Origin of the sequence: Pseudarthrobacter sp. LT1, assembly GCF_035621795.1 — a bacterium.
Taxonomy (GTDB): Bacteria; Actinomycetota; Actinomycetes; order Actinomycetales; family Micrococcaceae; genus Arthrobacter.
Genome location: NZ_CP141830.1, coordinates 4,495,755 through 4,510,717, shown reverse-complemented (window position 1 = coordinate 4,510,717; position 14,963 = coordinate 4,495,755). Strand labels below are relative to the sequence as shown.

15 protein-coding genes are annotated in these 14,963 nt (G+C 67.9%); 7 read left to right on the top strand and 8 right to left on the bottom strand.

Annotated features, from left to right (window positions below; translation table 11 throughout):
- Window positions 1-47: 47 nt before the first annotated feature.
- Window positions 48-827 (top strand): IclR family transcriptional regulator domain-containing protein, encoded by a 780-nt coding sequence (locus VIK36_RS21150; protein ID WP_255173729.1) that lies wholly within the window; start codon window positions 48-50, stop codon window positions 825-827.
- Between the two features lie 28 nt (window positions 828-855).
- Here the strand turns inward: VIK36_RS21150 and ligK are convergent, their stop codons facing one another.
- Window positions 856-1,539, bottom strand: coding sequence for a 4-carboxy-4-hydroxy-2-oxoadipate aldolase/oxaloacetate decarboxylase (gene ligK, locus VIK36_RS21145; protein WP_255175688.1), 684 nt, complete (start codon window positions 1,537-1,539; stop codon window positions 856-858).
- A gap of 22 nt (window positions 1,540-1,561) precedes the next feature.
- The gene (locus tag VIK36_RS21140) at window positions 1,562-2,587 is read right to left on the bottom strand and encodes an amidohydrolase family protein (protein ID WP_324643537.1); all 1,026 of its coding nucleotides are present in this window, start codon (window positions 2,585-2,587) and stop codon (window positions 1,562-1,564) included.
- Between the two features lie 193 nt (window positions 2,588-2,780).
- Here VIK36_RS21140 and VIK36_RS21135 point away from each other — a divergent pair, with 193 nt between their 5' ends.
- The 5 genes from VIK36_RS21135 to VIK36_RS21115 all read left to right on the top strand — a co-directional run bounded on the left by VIK36_RS21135 (window position 2,781) and on the right by VIK36_RS21115 (window position 7,483).
- A complete protein-coding gene (locus VIK36_RS21135; RefSeq protein WP_255173727.1) occupies window positions 2,781-3,437 on the top strand; it encodes a GntR family transcriptional regulator in 657 nt (218 codons plus the stop codon).
- 173 nt (window positions 3,438-3,610) lie between these two features.
- A complete protein-coding gene (locus VIK36_RS21130) occupies window positions 3,611-4,789 on the top strand; it encodes a Re/Si-specific NAD(P)(+) transhydrogenase subunit alpha (protein WP_324643536.1) in 1,179 nt (392 codons plus the stop codon).
- The gene (locus VIK36_RS21125) at window positions 4,789-5,109 is read left to right on the top strand and encodes an NAD(P) transhydrogenase subunit alpha (RefSeq protein WP_324643535.1); all 321 of its coding nucleotides are present in this window, start codon (window positions 4,789-4,791) and stop codon (window positions 5,107-5,109) included. Before VIK36_RS21130 ends, VIK36_RS21125 begins: the two co-directional genes overlap by 1 nt.
- Window positions 5,106-6,479 carry an NAD(P)(+) transhydrogenase (Re/Si-specific) subunit beta gene (locus VIK36_RS21120; protein ID WP_324643534.1) on the top strand — a complete coding sequence of 458 codons (1,374 nt, stop codon included), beginning with the start codon at window positions 5,106-5,108 and terminating at the stop codon, window positions 6,477-6,479. The genes VIK36_RS21125 and VIK36_RS21120 overlap by 4 nt, the downstream gene beginning before the upstream one ends.
- Window positions 6,480-6,562: 83 nt before the next feature.
- Window positions 6,563-7,483: a diacylglycerol/lipid kinase family protein gene (locus VIK36_RS21115; protein ID WP_255173723.1), complete on the top strand. Its 921-nt coding sequence runs from the start codon at window positions 6,563-6,565 to the stop codon at window positions 7,481-7,483.
- Window positions 7,484-7,520: 37 nt separating this feature from the next.
- Here VIK36_RS21115 and VIK36_RS21110 read toward each other — a convergent pair whose 3' ends face one another.
- The 6 genes from VIK36_RS21110 to VIK36_RS21085 form a co-directional block, all read right to left on the bottom strand.
- Window positions 7,521-8,246: an Asp/Glu racemase gene (locus VIK36_RS21110; protein ID WP_324643533.1), complete on the bottom strand. Its 726-nt coding sequence runs from the start codon at window positions 8,244-8,246 to the stop codon at window positions 7,521-7,523.
- Window positions 8,247-8,254: 8 nt separating this feature from the next.
- A complete protein-coding gene (locus VIK36_RS21105) occupies window positions 8,255-9,685 on the bottom strand; it encodes an amidohydrolase family protein (RefSeq protein ID WP_324643532.1) in 1,431 nt (476 codons plus the stop codon).
- A 30-nt stretch (window positions 9,686-9,715) separates the two neighbouring features.
- The gene (locus tag VIK36_RS21100) at window positions 9,716-10,504 is read right to left on the bottom strand and encodes an aspartate/glutamate racemase family protein (RefSeq protein ID WP_324643530.1); all 789 of its coding nucleotides are present in this window, start codon (window positions 10,502-10,504) and stop codon (window positions 9,716-9,718) included.
- Window positions 10,501-11,184 carry a GntR family transcriptional regulator gene (locus VIK36_RS21095; protein ID WP_224023781.1) on the bottom strand — a complete coding sequence of 228 codons (684 nt, stop codon included), beginning with the start codon at window positions 11,182-11,184 and terminating at the stop codon, window positions 10,501-10,503. The genes VIK36_RS21100 and VIK36_RS21095 overlap by 4 nt, the downstream gene beginning before the upstream one ends.
- Window positions 11,185-11,262: 78 nt before the next feature.
- A complete protein-coding gene (locus VIK36_RS21090; protein ID WP_324643529.1) occupies window positions 11,263-12,621 on the bottom strand; it encodes an MFS transporter in 1,359 nt (452 codons plus the stop codon).
- Window positions 12,622-12,872: 251 nt separating this feature from the next.
- Window positions 12,873-13,709 (bottom strand): amino acid-binding protein, encoded by an 837-nt coding sequence (locus VIK36_RS21085; protein WP_324643528.1) that lies wholly within the window; start codon window positions 13,707-13,709, stop codon window positions 12,873-12,875.
- Between the two features lie 158 nt (window positions 13,710-13,867).
- Between VIK36_RS21085 and VIK36_RS21080 the strand changes: the two genes are divergently transcribed.
- Window positions 13,868-14,944: an FUSC family protein gene (locus tag VIK36_RS21080; protein ID WP_324645330.1), complete on the top strand. Its 1,077-nt coding sequence runs from the start codon at window positions 13,868-13,870 to the stop codon at window positions 14,942-14,944.
- Window positions 14,945-14,963: the final 19 nt, after the last annotated feature.

Sequence of the window (14,963 nt, the reverse complement as noted above, 5' to 3'; positions counted from 1 at the left end):
AGGCCGGCGCAGGTGTGCCAACCGTTCAGAGAGGAACAGCAACGTCAATGGAGGAGCAGGCAGCCTACTTCGTGAAGTCGGTTGAGAAGGCATTCGACGTCCTGCTCGCTTTCACTCCGGACCAGCCCCGGCTGACCGTGTCGCAGGTTGCAGCCCGGACGGACATGACCCGTGCCTCCGCCCGCCGCTTCCTGCTGACCCTGGCGGACCTTGGGTACATCCGCGCCGAGGGGCCGGCCTTCGAACTCACGGCCCGGTCCCTGGACGTCGGCCGTTCCTACCTTGCGGGCCTGACCTTGCCCAGGGTTGCCGAGCCCCATCTCAGGGACCTGGCTGCGGAGCTCAATGAAACAACAGCCCTGTGCGTCCTCGACGGCGGCGACGTGGTCTACGTGGCCTGCGTGCCGTCTCCGGGGCTGCTCAGCGTTTCCATCACCGTCGGCACCCGCTTCCCGGCGTGGGCAACCTCGATGGGCCGGGTCCTGCTTGCCGGGCTGCCTGGTCCACAGCTGGAGGAGTACCTCCGGTCGGTCCAGCTGCGCCGTTTTACCGACCGCTCAATCGGCAGCGTGGAGGACCTCAGGGCAGAGGTGGAAGCGGCGCGGGCCAGGGGCTGGTCCATGGTCTCCCAGGAACTCGAGGAGGGCCTGCGCGGTGTGGCCGTCCCGGTCCGCCGCGGAAACGAGGTCGTTGCTGCTGCCAACGTGTCCCTGCAGACACACCGGGCAGCGGCCCGGGACATCGAGGCAACGGTCCTGCCGCAGTTGACCGAGGCTGCGCGGCGCATTGCACTCGATTACGGCGGTCCTGCCGTCCGCGCCGTTTAGCCCTCGAAGCTCCTGGTCCACGCAGCAGTTAGTCCACGTACCGCAGCCCCGCCGCTTCAAGCGGTCCGCGCATGTTGTAGATGTCCAGGCCCAGCTCTCCTGCTGCGAAGCGCCCGCGCTTGGCTTCTTCGTTCTCTTCGCGTTTCATGGCGGCTGCCGCTACCTCGGCGGCACGGGCGGCAGGCACCACCACGACGCCGTCGACGTCGGCAATCACCACGTCCCCCGGGGTGACCAGCGCGTTGGCACAGACCACCGGGACGTTCACGGATCCGAGCGTTGCTTTCACGGTGCCTTTGGAATTGATGGCGCGGCTGAAAACGGGAAAGTCCATGGCCTGGAGTGCTGCGACGTCGCGGCAGCCACCGTCGATGACCAGGCCGGCTGCGCCCTGTGCTCGGAGTGACGTGGCCAGCAATTCGCCGAAGAAGCCGTCCTCGCATTCCGTGGTGCACCCTGCCACCACCACGTCTCCGGGCCGGAGCTGTTCGGCTGCGACATGGAGCATCCAGTTGTCGCCGGGCTGGAGCAGGACGGTGACAGCGGTACCGCACAGGGCGGCACCGGGGTAGACGGGGCGGATATAGGGACGCATGAGCCCCAGGCGGCCCATGGCCTCATGCACAGTGCTGACGCCGAACGCGGAGAGGGCCTTGACGGCGTCTTCCCCGGCGCGGGTGATATTGGTGTGGACCACGCCGAGTTCCTGCATCATTGTTCCTTCCGAAGGCATGTCACCGGCCCTGTTGCGAGAGCAGGGCGTCAAGGCGTGGATAAACGTTGCGTGCGTTGTGCTCCTGGATGGCACCGAGTTCGGCCTCGTCAAGGCCGGCGTCGTCGATGTAGCGTGCCGTGTCGTCGAAGTGGCGGCCGGTCCAGGGGTCGATGTCCCGCACCGCGCCGATCATTTCGGAGGCGAAGAGAATGTTCTGCGTCGGGATGACTTCCAGCAGCAGGTCGATTCCGGGCTGGTGGTAGACGCAGGTGTCGAAAAAGACGTTCTGCAGCAGGTGTTCTTCCAGCGTTGGCTTTCCCAGTGCCATGGCGAGGCCCCGGAAGCGTCCCCAGTGGTACGGCACTGCGCCGCCGCCGTGGGGGATGACGAGCTTCAGGGTGGGGAAGTCTGCGAACAGGTCGCCCTGGATGAGCTGCATGAACGCTGTGGTGTCGGCATTGAGGTAGTGCGCGCCGGTGGTGTGGAAGGCGGGATTGATGCTGGTGCTGACGTGGACCATGGCAGGGATGCCGTACTCCACCATTTTTTCGTAGATCGGGTACCAGTACCGGTCCGTCAACGGCGGGGCAGTCCAATGGCCGCCGGACGGGTCCGGGTTCAGGTTCAGGGCCACGGCCCCGTAGTCCTCTACGCATCGGGTGAGTTCCGGGAGGCAGGTAGCCGGGTCCACGCCGGGTGACTGCGGGAGCATCGCGGCCGGGACGAACCGCTCCGGATAGAGCAGGCTGACCCGGTGGCAGAGTTCGTTGCAGACGGCCGCCCATTCGGCGGAGGTTTCAAAGGACCCGATGTGGTGGGCCATGAAGGATGCCCGGGGTGAGAAGAGGGTGAGGTCGATGCCGCGCTCATCCATGAGCCGCAGCTGGTTCGCCTCGATGCTCTCCCGCAGGTCGTCGTCGGAGATCTTCAAATCCGCACGGGATGGCGGCGGCGAGGGATCCTGCAGCGCTGCCACCTGGCGCTCACGCCACTCCCCAAGGGCGGCGGGGGCCGTGGTGTAGTGGCCGTGGATGTCAATAATCATCGCGCATGCTCCTGGCAGGGGCGCCTGCAGAACGACGCCGTTCTAACTCGATAACCGCACAAGCAAATGTTGTCAGCAATATAGCTAACAATCAATGGTTCGCACTGGGTCCGGGCAGCCGAGTCTGGAGTACGCTGAATCCGGAAAATTGTCAGCAAAATTGGCAACCGGCTGAACAGGGAGATGGTGGGCTGTGGAGACCGTGGACGGAACGGGCCGGACCCTCACCGCCGCCGAACTCGCGGAGCTGCTGCGCACCGCCATTGTCAGCGGCGAACTGGTCCCCAACCAGCGCCTGGTGGAAGGCGACCTCGCCGCCGAGTATGGAGCGAGCCGTGGAAACATCAGGGTGGCGCTCTCGGAGCTGAGCGTTGAAGGCCTCGTGGAACGCGTCCAGAACCGGGGTGCCAGAGTGCGCGCCGTCTCGGTGGACGAGGCCGTTGAAATCACTGAGGTGCGCGCGGCCCTGGAAGCCCTTTGTGCCCGCAAGGCCGCCGAACGGGCCACGGACAGCGACATCGCCGAACTGCAGGAGCTGGCAGCCCGGATGAAGGGCGCCGTGGACCGCGGAGACCGCGAGTCCTACTCGGAAGGCAACCAGGCGATGCACGAAAAGATCATTGCCATGAGTGCCCAAAAGACCGCCGCGGCAACCATCCAGCGACTGCGCGGACAGGCAGTCCGCTTCCAGTTCCGCCTGGCGCGCCAGCCAGGGCGCCCGGCCGTCTCGCTCCCGCAGCACCTCGCCGTCATCGATGCCGTCTGCGCCCATGACGCCGATGCCGCCGCCGAGGCCATGCGCGTCCATCTCGAAAGCGTGGCTGACGCCATCCGCGCCAGCAACAAGTAAGCCGCCCGCCGGACAAAGGGACGGCCGGCCCCGGGAGGACGCGGGCTGACAGGCGAATCGTTACCCACAACCTCCCCGCCGACTACTCCCGCCGCGGGCCGCTGCGCTCTAGACTCAACCCAACTGCGTGCAGCAGAGCCGCTGCACAGCTCGTCAGGAAGAGGAGTCGGCGGGTGAAACTGGGGATTCCGCGGGAACGCAGGGAGGGCGAGCGGCGTGTCGCCGCCACTCCGGATACTGTCAGGCAGCTGGCGGGGATGGGGCTGGACGTCCTGGTGGAAACCGGGGCAGGGGACGGCGCGGGGCATGCCGATCCCGCCTACCAGCAGGCCGGAGCCACCATCGTCCCTGTACTGGACACCACGGCCCTGGACGTCCTGGCCCACGTCCGGCCCCTTGACCCGCACACTGCCGCGTCCCTGCCGCGGGGAGCCGTGACGGTGGGCCTCGCGTCGCCGTCGTCCGAACTGCCCGCGGTGCAGGCGCTCGCTGACAACGGAGTGACTTCCTTCGCCCTGGAACTGGTGCCCCGCATCTCGCGCGCCCAGTCCATGGACGCCCTGACCTCCCAGGCCCTGGTGGCCGGCTACCGGTGCGTCCTGGAGGCAGCCATCAGGCTTCCCCGGTTCTTCCCGCTGTACATGACCGCGGCGGGAACCGTCCCGCCGGCCCGTGTCCTGGTGCTCGGTGCCGGCGTGGCAGGGCTGCAGGCCATCGGCACCGCCAAGCGGCTCGGGGCACGGGTTTTCGCCAACGACATCCGCCCCGCCTCAGCCGACGAGGTCGCCTCGATGGGCGGCACCTTCATCCGGCTGGACCTCGAAACCGCTGAAGCCGCCGGCGGCTACGCCCGGCAGCTGAGTTCCGACGCCGGCACGCGGCAGCGGCAGCTGCTGGCACCCCACGTGGCGCAGTCGGACGTCCTGATTACCACGGCGGCCGTCCCCGGGCGTCCGGCGCCCCTTCTGGTGACCCGGGAGATGGTGCAGGGCATGCGCCCGGGATCGGTCGTCGTCGACCTCGCCGCCGAGTCCGGCGGCAACGTGGAGGGCTCCGTGCCCGGACGGGACATCCCCATCCCCACCGCCGACGGAACGGGCCACATCACCCTGGTGGGGCTAAAGGACCCTGCTTCCGCCATGGCGTCGGATGCTTCACGCCTGTACGCCAAGAACGTGGCCAACCTGTTGGCCCTGCTGGTCCACGACGGGAACCTCACGCTGGATTTCGATGACGAAGTGGTGGCCGGTGCGTGCCTTACCCACGCCGGGGAAGTGCGGCACCAGCCCACCGCGGACCTCCTGGCGGCACGGACAGCCACGGCTGCGGCCGGGCAGGAAGGAGCGCGCTGATGGACGGGATCGCGCTGCTGACCATCACCGTGCTGGCGGTGTTCGTCGGTTTCGAGGTGGTCTCCAAGGTCTCCAGCACCCTGCACACGCCCCTGATGTCCGGCGCCAACGCCATCCACGGGATCATCCTGGTGGGGGCCATCATTGTCGCAGGGCAGGCAGCGGACCCCTGGGTGCTCTCGGTGGCGCTGCTCGCCGTCGTCCTTGCCACGGCCAACCTGGTGGGCGGGTTCGTGGTGACAGACCGGATGCTGCACATGTTCCACGGCAAAAAGGACGCCCTTAGGGCAGGCGCCCAACCCAAGGCAGGCAGCAAATGAGCCTCCTCGACCCCGGCTGGACCTCCCTGCTCTACCTCGCCGCTGCGGTCTGCTTCATCCTGGCCCTGCGCGGACTCAGTTCCCCGCGGACGGCCCGCCGCGGAAACCTGGTGGGCGCACTCGGTGCGCTGATCGCCGTCGTCACTGTCTTCCTGTCCGCCCGGCTGGAGAACATTCCCTGGATCCTGGCCGCCATCGCCGTGGGTTCCGCGGTGGCGGCGCCCGTGGCCCGGCGGGTGAAGATGACGCAGATGCCACAGCTGGTGGCGCTCTTCAACGGGGTTGGCGGCGGCGCGGCAGCCCTCGTGGCGCTCCTGGAGCTGGGCCATGCGGAAGACCCCTGGGTGCGGGTGGCGATCGTCTTCACGCTCCTGGTGGGTGCTGTGTCCTTCGCAGGATCAGGCGTCACGTTCGCCAAGCTGCAGGAACTGATGACCACCCGGCCTGTTGTCTTTCCGGGCCTTCCCGTGGTGATGGCTGTGGTCCTCCTGGCCGCACTCGCCGCCGGCGTCGCCGTGGTCCTCACCGCTTCGCTGCCCCTTGCGGCGCTGTTGCTGGTCCTGGGCCTGGCCGCCGGCGTGCTGCTGGTGCTGCCCGTGGGCGGCGCCGACGTGCCCATCGTCATCTCGCTGCTGAACGCCTTCACCGGCCTGGCCGTCGCGGCATCCGGCCTGGTGCTGGGCAACGTCCTGCTGGTGGTCGCCGGCACCCTGGTGGGAGCCTCCGGCACCATCCTCACCCGTGCCATGGCGGCTGCCATGGGCCGCAGCGTGGCGGGCATCCTGTTCGGGGCTTTCCGGGGAGGTTCGACGGCGGGGTCCACGGCCGTGAGCGGGCGTCCGGTCCGCTCGTCCTCACCGGAGGACGTGGCAGTCCTGCTGGGGTACGCCCAGCGGGTGATCATCGTCCCCGGCTACGGGCTGGCGGTGGCACAGGGCCAGCACACTGCCGCCGAACTGGCCCAGGCACTGGAAGCCCGGGGCATAGAGGTGGACTTCGCCATCCACCCCGTGGCCGGCCGGATGCCCGGCCACATGAACGTGCTCCTGGCGGAAGCCAACGTGCCGTACGAGTCGCTCAAGGAGATGGGCGAGATCAACCCGGAGTTCAAGACCACCGATGTGGCCCTGGTGGTAGGCGCCAACGACGTGGTGAATCCGGCCGCCAAGACGTCCTCCGGGTCCCCGATTTACGGCATGCCCATTCTGGAAGTGGCCCAGGCGCGGCAGGTGGTTTTCCTGAAGCGCTCCATGCGCCCGGGCTTCGCCGGCATTGAGAACGAGCTGCTGTACGAACCCCAGACCTCCCTGCTGTTTGGTGACGCCAAGGACTCCCTGGCCCAGGTGCTGGGTGCAGTCAAGGCGCTGTAGTCCGCCGCGCTGCGCCGGACCGCCCCCGCGGCGGGATACCCTTCTTTCAGAAGCCTGCTTTCCATCCGCCATTAGAGGACGCCATGACTGAGACCAGCTCCACTTCGCCCAAACGTGCCGCCATCATCGTCAATCCCGCCAAGCCGGTGGACATCGACGTGCGCGGCCTGGTGGCCAAGCACTGCGTGGAAAACGGCTGGGGCGAAGCCATCTGGCTGGAAACCACCAAGGAGGACCCCGGGGTGGGCCAGGCCAAGGAGGCTCTGGCGCAGGGCGCGGACATCGTCATCGCCGCCGGCGGCGACGGTACTGTCCGCTGCGTCGCCGAGGTCCTGGCAGGCGGTGACACCCCCATGGGCCTGCTGCCCCTGGGAACCGGCAACCTGCTGGCCCGCAACCTGGGCATGGACGTCACCGACTACGACGGCGCCATGGCCGGGGCCCTGATCGGTACCGAACGGAAGATCGACGTGGTCCGCGCCCGCCGCAGCGACCCGGACAAGGAACAGCTGTTCCTGGTCATGGCCGGCATGGGCTACGACGCCACCATCATGGCGGACACCAATGAGGACCTGAAGGACAAGGTGGGCTGGCTGGCCTACGTGGACGCCGGGATCAGGAACCTGCCCGGCAAACCCGTCAAGGCCACCGTGGTGATCGACGGGAAATCAGTGGTCCACCGCGGTGTCCGCAGCGTGATGGTGGGCAACTGCGGCAAAGTCCAGGGCGGCCTGGAAATCTTCCCTGACGCCAAGATGGACGACGGCCTGCTGGACATCGCCGTCCTGGCCCCCCACCACGGAAAGCTGGGGTGGCTCTCCGTGGTGGCCGGCATGATCGGCAAGGGCCGGGGCAAAGACACCGCAGTGGAGTACTTCCAGGGCAAGACCGTTGAGATCACGCTGGAGCACAAGGACGACTACCAGCTGGACGGCGACCACGAGGGCGAGGGCAAGCACGTGCTCATGACCATGGAGCCCGGCGCCCTCACCCTGCGCATGTAACGGCCTGCGGGTGCAGGGATTTTCCGGGGCAGGTCCGCTACACCAGCAGCCTGCCCCAGCGCGCGTCCAGCAGCGGCGCGCCTGCCAGTTTCAGGGCGTGCCAGAGCGTCACTGCCACTGAATCCAGCACCGGGACCCCGGTGGCGTGCTCGATCTCCGCGGTGATGTTGGCCCCGTACAGGTTGGTGCACAGGTACACCAGCGCGTCGGGAGCCGCGGCGGCGAGTTCCAGGGAGCCGGGACGCATCTCGTCGTCGGTGACCCGGGCAAAGGACTCGTTGTCGCTCAGGCCCAGCGCCCGGTGGTCCACGGTCTTGATGCCCTCCCGCTCGTAGGATGCGATGACCTGGTGGTTCACATCCTCGGTATAGGGCGTGAAGAGGCCGATCCGCCCGGTGCCGAAGGCCCGGAAGGCCTCAAGGTAGGCCAGCGTTGAGGTGGTGGCCGGGATCCCGGTGGCGGCCGTGATCCCGCCGGCCAGTTCCTGGTCGTGCGCTGACCCCAGCCAGGAACCCGAGGTGCCGTTCCAGGCGATCACGTCCACATCCGCCGTCGCCAGCAGCGTGGCCGCCTCCTCCATGACGGCGGGGTCGAACTGCCGGTTGGAGGAATCGTCCAGGGCGATGCGGGTGACCGGGATCCTGGTGAAGTGCACCGTGACGTCGGTGCGGCTGCCCAGGATGCGGTAGGTCTGGGGTTCCAGGCAGGTGTTGGAGGACGGCACGATCATGCCGATCCTGCGGGGGCGTGTGGTTGCTGGCATGGGGGCTCCTAGAGGACGGCGGCAGGCAGGTGGGAGGCTTCGGCGGCAGGGGACTGGTGCTGCCGGAAGCCGTTGCGGTTGATGAAGCGGCCCACCGCACCCGGGTCGTGGAAGCCGCCGCCGTCCAGGACCACGCGCCCGTTGGAAACCACGACGGCGGGCCAGCCCGTGAGTGCCTTCCCGTCGAAGGGTGAAAAGTCGGTTCCCATGTGCAGGGCGGCGCCGTTGACCGTGCGTTCCTCGGCTGGATCGAAGACCACCAGGTCGGCGTCGAACCCCTCGGCGATGCGGCCTTTGCCGGGGACGGCGTTGATCCGCGCGGGCTCCGCAGCGAACGCGCTGACGAACTGCTCAACGGTGGCGCCTGCGGAGGTCATCGCGCTGAAGGTGACGGGCATCCGGGTTTCCACGCCGGGCAGTCCGTGCGGCATGGCGCGCACGTCATCGGTGCGCTCGCGCTTCTGTGACAGGTCGTAGCAGGAGTGGTCGGAGGACATGGTGTGGATGGCGCCGGACGCCAGCCGCTCCTTGAGGGCGGCCACGGTTTCCGCGCTGCGCATGGGCGGGCAGCAGGCGAACCACTCGGGGAAGGTGGAGGCGTAGACAGTGTCGTCCAGTGTGACGTAGTGCGGGCAGGTCTCGGAGTACGCCTCAAGCCCGCGTTCCCGTGCCTGCGATACCAGGTCGACGGCGCCGGGCGTGGACTGGTGGACGAAATAGACCGGTGCGCCGGTGTATTCGGCCATCGCCAGGGTTTCCTTGACCGAGATCTCCTCGGCCAGTTCGGGCCGGGTCCGGTGCAGGTGTTCGATGCCGATCCGGCCGTCCTGGGCGTGCTGTTCGGTGCAGTCGGCGATGATGGGATCGTGCTCGGCATGGATGTAGGCCAGGCCGTCCAGCCGCACCATTTCGCGCATCACCTTCAGGATGGTGTCGCCGTCGGCCATGGTGGTGCCGCGGTTGGTGGTGTACATCTTCACCGAACGCACGCCCTCGGCGGCCAACTGCTCCAGCTGCCACGGCACGGTCTCGTCCCAGCTGACCACGGCGCCGTGCAGGGCCACGTCGCAGCGTGACTGGGTGGCGAGTTCCTTCTTGTGCAGGACGGCGGCGAGCGGGGTTTCCTGGGCATCGCGGGGGATGCCGAAGTCGATGATGGTGGTGGTGCCGCCCCACAGCGCTGCGGTGGAGGTGGTGCGGTAGTCGTCGAGGGTGCGGAAGCGGCCGGTCACCTGCGCGACGTGGCAGTGTCCGTCCACGCCGCCGGGGATCACGAGCTTGCCCGTGGCGTCGATGGTGCGGCCGGCCGCCGGGGCGGGTTGGGCGGCGTCCACGAGGGCGGCAATCTTTCCTTCGTGCACCACAATGTGGGCTTCCTGCCGGCCCGTGCTGTTGACGACGGTGGCGTTGGCTATGACGAGGTCTGGCTGGTGGGACATCGGTGTCCTCCTTGGAGTGGTGAAGTTTGTTTAGGCTGCGGGCTGCGGGGTGCCGGCGTGCTCCTGGCGGGCGGCGAGGGCCGCGTCCAGGTTGCCGGAGAGGCCTTTGCGGTCCTTGGCCGGGGGCGGGGCGAAGGCGCCGGCGCGGTGGGTTCCGGACTGCAGTGCAGCTACGGCTTCGGCCATGCGGATGCCGGCGGAAATGCCGTCAACCACGGGGACGGGAATCTGTCCGTTGAGTTCCCGGGCAAGCCCGGCCAGCGGGGCGCCGGCGAGGATCACGACGTCGGCACCGTCCTCGGCCACGGCCTGCCGGCCCAGTGCCAGCAGGGTTTCCCTGAAGTCCTGCTGGACGGAAGCGATGCTGGTCAGGGAGTCGTTGATGGAGCGGATGGAAGCCAGCCGGCCGGAGAGGCCGAACCGCTCCACGCACTCGCGGTACCAGGGCCTGATCCGGTCTGAGATGGCGATGATGGAAAAACGGTGGCCCTGCAGGGCGGCTGCGCACAGGGCCGCCTCGGTGATGCCGATGACGGGGACGTCCGCGAGTTCCTTGAGGGCAGGCATGCCCGGATCCCCGAAGGCTGCCACCACCACCGCATCCACCGGGTCTGCTCCGGGGCGGGTGTGTTCGGCGATGATTTCGGCCACCGCTCCGGCGGCGATGAGGGATTCGAAGCGGGTCTCGATGTATTCGACGCCGTGGGCGGCCGTCCGGACCAGCAGTTCAGTGCCGTGGGAGGCGGATCGGAGCGCCTCGGATTCGATCAGCGCCGTGACATCTGCACTGATGTTGGGGTTGATGACCAGGAGTTTCATTTTCTCTTCCGGTGGAATTCTGGTTCGGTCTTCTGGAAGTCCTCAGGGAACTGGTCCCGGTACTTTCCAATGTGGGAGGCGGACTGGGCGGCTGCCTTGTCCGGATCGCCGCTGGCGATGGCGGCGTAGAGTTCGCGGTGTTCGCGGATGAGCTCGGGCAGGTCGCTGACGTGCCGGAACAGCCAGTGCATGCGGCCCTGAAGGGGTTCCAGGGCGGACTTGAGGAAGTTGTTGTCGGCGATGGCGGTGATGGCGTCATGGAATTCGCTGTTGGCGCGGTGTGCCTCCATCACCGCCCCCTTGGCCAGGAACGCCTCCGCGTTGTCCAGCAGCCGCTTGAGGTAGGAGAGGTCGTCCCTGGTGGCCCGCTTGGCGGCGAGCCTGCAGGCCAACACCTCCAGGGACTGGCGGACGTCGAACAGGTCCTCCACGTCCTTGGGGCTAAGGCTGCTGACTTCTGCCCCGCGTGCGCCGCGGTCGCTGATGAGGCCTTCCTGGCGCAGCATGCGCAGTGCCTCGCGCACCGGCAGCCGGGATACGGAGAATTCGGCTGCCAGGTCGCGTTCCACCAACCGCGTGCCGGGAGCGTAGTGTCCTTCGAAAATCCGGGTGCGGAGGGTGTCCCGGACAGTCTCGCGGAGGGGGCGGTCCTTGTCCTGGGTCTCTTCTGCGGTCAGCATGGTGCTCCATTCGGATTTTGTACGGCACGGCTCCCGGCTGCGGGGGCGTCGGTTGCAAGTTTCCCTGCGAGGGTCAGCTTAGACAGGAAGCCGCTTGTTGTAGTTCAGGGTGAGCACTGATGCGCCCATGATCACGGCGGAACCCACGAAGTACAGCAGCGCCCAGGTGTAGGAGCCGGTGGCGCCCACGATCAGGCCGACGACGATGGGGGTGACAAAGCCGGAGATGTTGCCGCTGAGGTTCATGGCCCCGCCCAGGACGCCGGCGTTGGTGCGGCCGCCCAGGATGGAGGGGATGCTCCAGAACAGGCCCACCCAGCGCAGGAAGAACAGGACCACGGAGAGCAGGACCACGGCGGTGGTGGCGTCCGGGACAACGGTCACGCCCACTAGCCCCGCCACGACGATGGCGCTGGAAATGCCCAGGAGGGTCCGCATCACCAGGTTTGCAGAGGCGCCCGAGGCGCGCCACTTGTCGGCGATGGTGCCGCCGATGATCTCGCCGACGAACCCGGCGCCGAAGATCACCAGGGTGGACCAGCCGATGGTCTTCAGGTCGAAGCCCTTGGCCTGCGCCAGGTACAGCGGGCCCCAGGTCAGCAGGCCATAGAACACGCCGTTGAATCCCAGCCAGCCCAGGCACATGGCCCAGAAGGAGCGGAACTTGAGGTAGGGGAGCAGGCCTCGCTTGCCCTTGCTGCCGTCCATGGCTGCTTCGGCGTCCTCGGCAGCGTGGGAGGCTTCGATGTAGGAGGCCTCGGCATCATTGACGCCGCGGTGCTGGCGGGGGTTGTCCCGGACGTACCACCAGACGGCCAGGCCCATGAGGACGGTGGCGGCGCCGGCGATGACGAAGGACCAGCGCCAGCTGCCGGTGGAGGCGATGAGGCCGGCGATGATGATGCCGCCCAGCCCTGCTCCCAAGGGTGCGCCGGCGTCAAGGATGGTCGCGCCGCGGCCTCGTTCGGACTTGTGCATCCAGATTGCGTTGAGCTTTCCGCCGGCAGGCATCACGCCGGCTTCGGTCACGCCGATTCCAAGCCGGGCGATGAACATGCTCAGGAAGCCGCCGGCCATGCCGGACGCCGCTGTCGCAGCACCCCAGCCAATGCAGGAAGCGGTCATGACCTTGCGGGGACCGAATTTGTCGATCAGCCAGCCCACGGGAACCTGCATCAGGGCGTAGGTCCAGAAGAAAGCGGACAACAGCAGGCCCACCAACTCCGGAGCGAGGTTGAATTCCTTTTGGATGATGGGCAGCGCGACAGAAATGGAGCCGCGGTCGATGTAGTTGACGGAAACCAGCACGAGCAGGAGCAGGAACATTTTCCAGCGGACGGAGGTGCGCCGTTGCGTTCCGCCCTTTCCGGATTGTTCGGCGGTTTGGGGTGCGGCCTCGTCGGACGTGGCCGTTGTTTCGGTGTTTGGGATGGACACAGCTTCTCCTTCACGGGGAAGTTTACGGATGGGGAGGGTTCGAAAAGATGCGTGGTGCGTCGCGGGCAGGAGGGGGCCGGCCCGCGGAGGGAGCAGCCGCTGGACGATCCGGAGCGTGGAGCGGGAGCTTTTTTGGGATCCCAATTTGGGATCCCAAAATCAAAGGTAGAAGTGACTCCCGCCACTGTCAAGGGTTTTAGTGGTCCGAAGGGCCCGGATGGCCTGCAAACGGATTGTGACTGCCCGTGGACCTAGGCGCGGGAGTCCTCGCGCCGATGGGACAGGATCTCGGCAAGCTCCGCCAACCGGTGCGCCCGGGCTGATTCGGCCGGAGTGAACGGCTCGCCCGGCCGGGAAAAGGTGATGGGGCCATGCCATGCCGTGGGGATCTTAAGCCGGGTGCCGTCGTCGGCCGCTTTGGTGCCGGCGTCCGACGGCGGCACAATCGTTGCGTGCAGCAGCTCGGCCACCGCCAGGGGCAGTTCCTCCGGGGCAGCCGCGATCCTCGAGGCAAGGCTCAGGGCCCTGGTCTGCCCGTCGGCCATGGCAAGCGCGGTGGTGGGCCAAACGTGCGAACGGCTCCCGCCGCCGTCGGAAAGCGCTGCCAGCAACTCCCGCTCGCCCACGGTGCCCGGAGCCGAGAGCACGAACTCGTCCAGGACCCCTCCCGGCACCGGATGGACGTGGATGCCAAGGATGTTCGTATCCAGCCGGGACAGCGCCCGCGTCACCCGCTGCAGCGACCCGGGCTGGTCCTGGAGCATCGTCCGCGCCCGCCACAGCGCCGGGGCCGCGGCCAGCCGGCTGCGGTGCCGCAGCGCCGGGGCATGCAGCCAGCCGCGCAGGATCCGGGCCGCAGACGGCTCAGCCACCCAGATCACCAGGACCGTGGCGGTGAGGGTCAGCACCAGCACCTTCGCCACATAGGGGAGGTGGGTCTCCACCACCAGCGCATGGACCAGGAGCTCGATGGGCAGCATCGCGGCCACGTTCGCCAGGGTCAGCCGCGCCTTGGGCGGTTCCGGCATCCGGCCGCAGACTTCGCAGCTCAAGTCAGCGGCAGGTGTGTTGTGCGGAGGGCGCTTCATGACTCAAGCATCACGGGGCGTTGTTTCCGCCGCATTGCCTCCCGATTCCCTTCATGGGAACGTACCGGGCGGTGCCGGGGGTCCGGGCCGTAGGATTTACCAGGAACGTCAGCGCGGCCGCCACCCCGGAATCCACCCCCAAGGAAGGCGCTGCCCCCGTGAAGATGCTTGCTGAGATGTTCAGCATCGCCCCCGGCAACAAGGACCACCACCCGGCACTGAGGTGCGCCGTCGGCGTCTTCGTACCCCTGATCACCCTGGTGCTGCTGGGCCGGCTGGACCTGGCAATCTTCGCGTCGTTCGGTGCCTTCACCGGAATCTACGGCCGCGGGGAGCCGCACGCCGTCCGTTTTGTCCTGCAGCTGCGGGCCGGGCTGCTGATGCTGCTGGTGATCCTCCTCGCCGCGCTCGCCGCCCGGATAGGTCCTGCCTGGGGCCTGGATGCCGCCGCGCACACCTGGCTGCTGGTCCTGGCCACCACCCTGGTGGCCGGCGGCTGCTCGGTGGCGATCTCCTGGCTGCGGCTGCGCCCGGCGGGATCGCTTTTCCACATCTTCGCCTTTGCCGCCATCGCGTCCATTCCCAACCAGCCGCCGCTGTGGCAGGGCATGCTGGTCGCGGTCCTCACCACGGTGTTCGCCCTGCTCATTGGCTTCTCCTCCCGGATTCTTCCCAGCCACCGCACCCCCTGGACCAGGCCTCCCCGCATCCGGCGGACCCCGGCAGAGAAGCGGACGGCGTGGCTTGAGGGTTTCGGCTACCTGGTGGCGGCAGGCCTGGCCGGCTCGTTGGCCACGTGGGCAGGCGGCCGCCTCGGCTTCGGCCACAACTACTGGGCCATGGTGGCCGCCGTGGTTCCGCTGGTGGGGCACACCACCAGGCACCGGGTGCGCCGCGGCATCCAAAGGATCATCGGCACCGTGCTGGGCCTGCTGGTCCTGGCGGCCGTCCTGCTGGTGGGCCTGCAGCCCTGGCAGACGGTGCTGGTGATGGCGCTCTGCCAGTTCGGCGCGGAGATGTTCATCATCCGCCAGTACCTTGTGGCCCAGGTGTTCGTGACGCCCCTGGCGCTGGTGTCCACGCTCCTGGTGGTTCCCGCCTCGGCACCCATCCTGCTGCGGGACCGCATCATCGAGACCGTCATTGGCGCCGTCGTCGGCATTGCCGTCGTGCTCGCCCCCGGCGCGTGGCGTCGCCTGCGGCGCAGGCTGGATCACGGCCCGACGGCGGCCTGACCGCCGTCCGGGAAAGCGC

Coding starts and splice junctions, on each gene's coding strand:
- VIK36_RS21125 (WP_324643535.1), top strand. CDS start 4,789: ATGGACGGGATCGCGCTGCTGACCATCACCGTGCTGGCGGTGTTCGTC.
- VIK36_RS21105 (WP_324643532.1), bottom strand. CDS start 9,685: ATGTCCCACCAGCCAGACCTCGTCATAGCCAACGCCACCGTCGTCAAC.
- VIK36_RS21150 (WP_255173729.1), top strand. CDS start 48: ATGGAGGAGCAGGCAGCCTACTTCGTGAAGTCGGTTGAGAAGGCATTC.
- VIK36_RS21110 (WP_324643533.1), bottom strand. CDS start 8,246: ATGCCAGCAACCACACGCCCCCGCAGGATCGGCATGATCGTGCCGTCC.
- VIK36_RS21115 (WP_255173723.1), top strand. CDS start 6,563: ATGACTGAGACCAGCTCCACTTCGCCCAAACGTGCCGCCATCATCGTC.
- VIK36_RS21140 (WP_324643537.1), bottom strand. CDS start 2,587: ATGATTATTGACATCCACGGCCACTACACCACGGCCCCCGCCGCCCTT.
- VIK36_RS21085 (WP_324643528.1), bottom strand. CDS start 13,709: ATGAAGCGCCCTCCGCACAACACACCTGCCGCTGACTTGAGCTGCGAA.
- ligK (WP_255175688.1), bottom strand. CDS start 1,539: ATGCAGGAACTCGGCGTGGTCCACACCAATATCACCCGCGCCGGGGAA.
- VIK36_RS21100 (WP_324643530.1), bottom strand. CDS start 10,504: ATGAAACTCCTGGTCATCAACCCCAACATCAGTGCAGATGTCACGGCG.
- VIK36_RS21120 (WP_324643534.1), top strand. CDS start 5,106: ATGAGCCTCCTCGACCCCGGCTGGACCTCCCTGCTCTACCTCGCCGCT.
- VIK36_RS21095 (WP_224023781.1), bottom strand. CDS start 11,184: ATGCTGACCGCAGAAGAGACCCAGGACAAGGACCGCCCCCTCCGCGAG.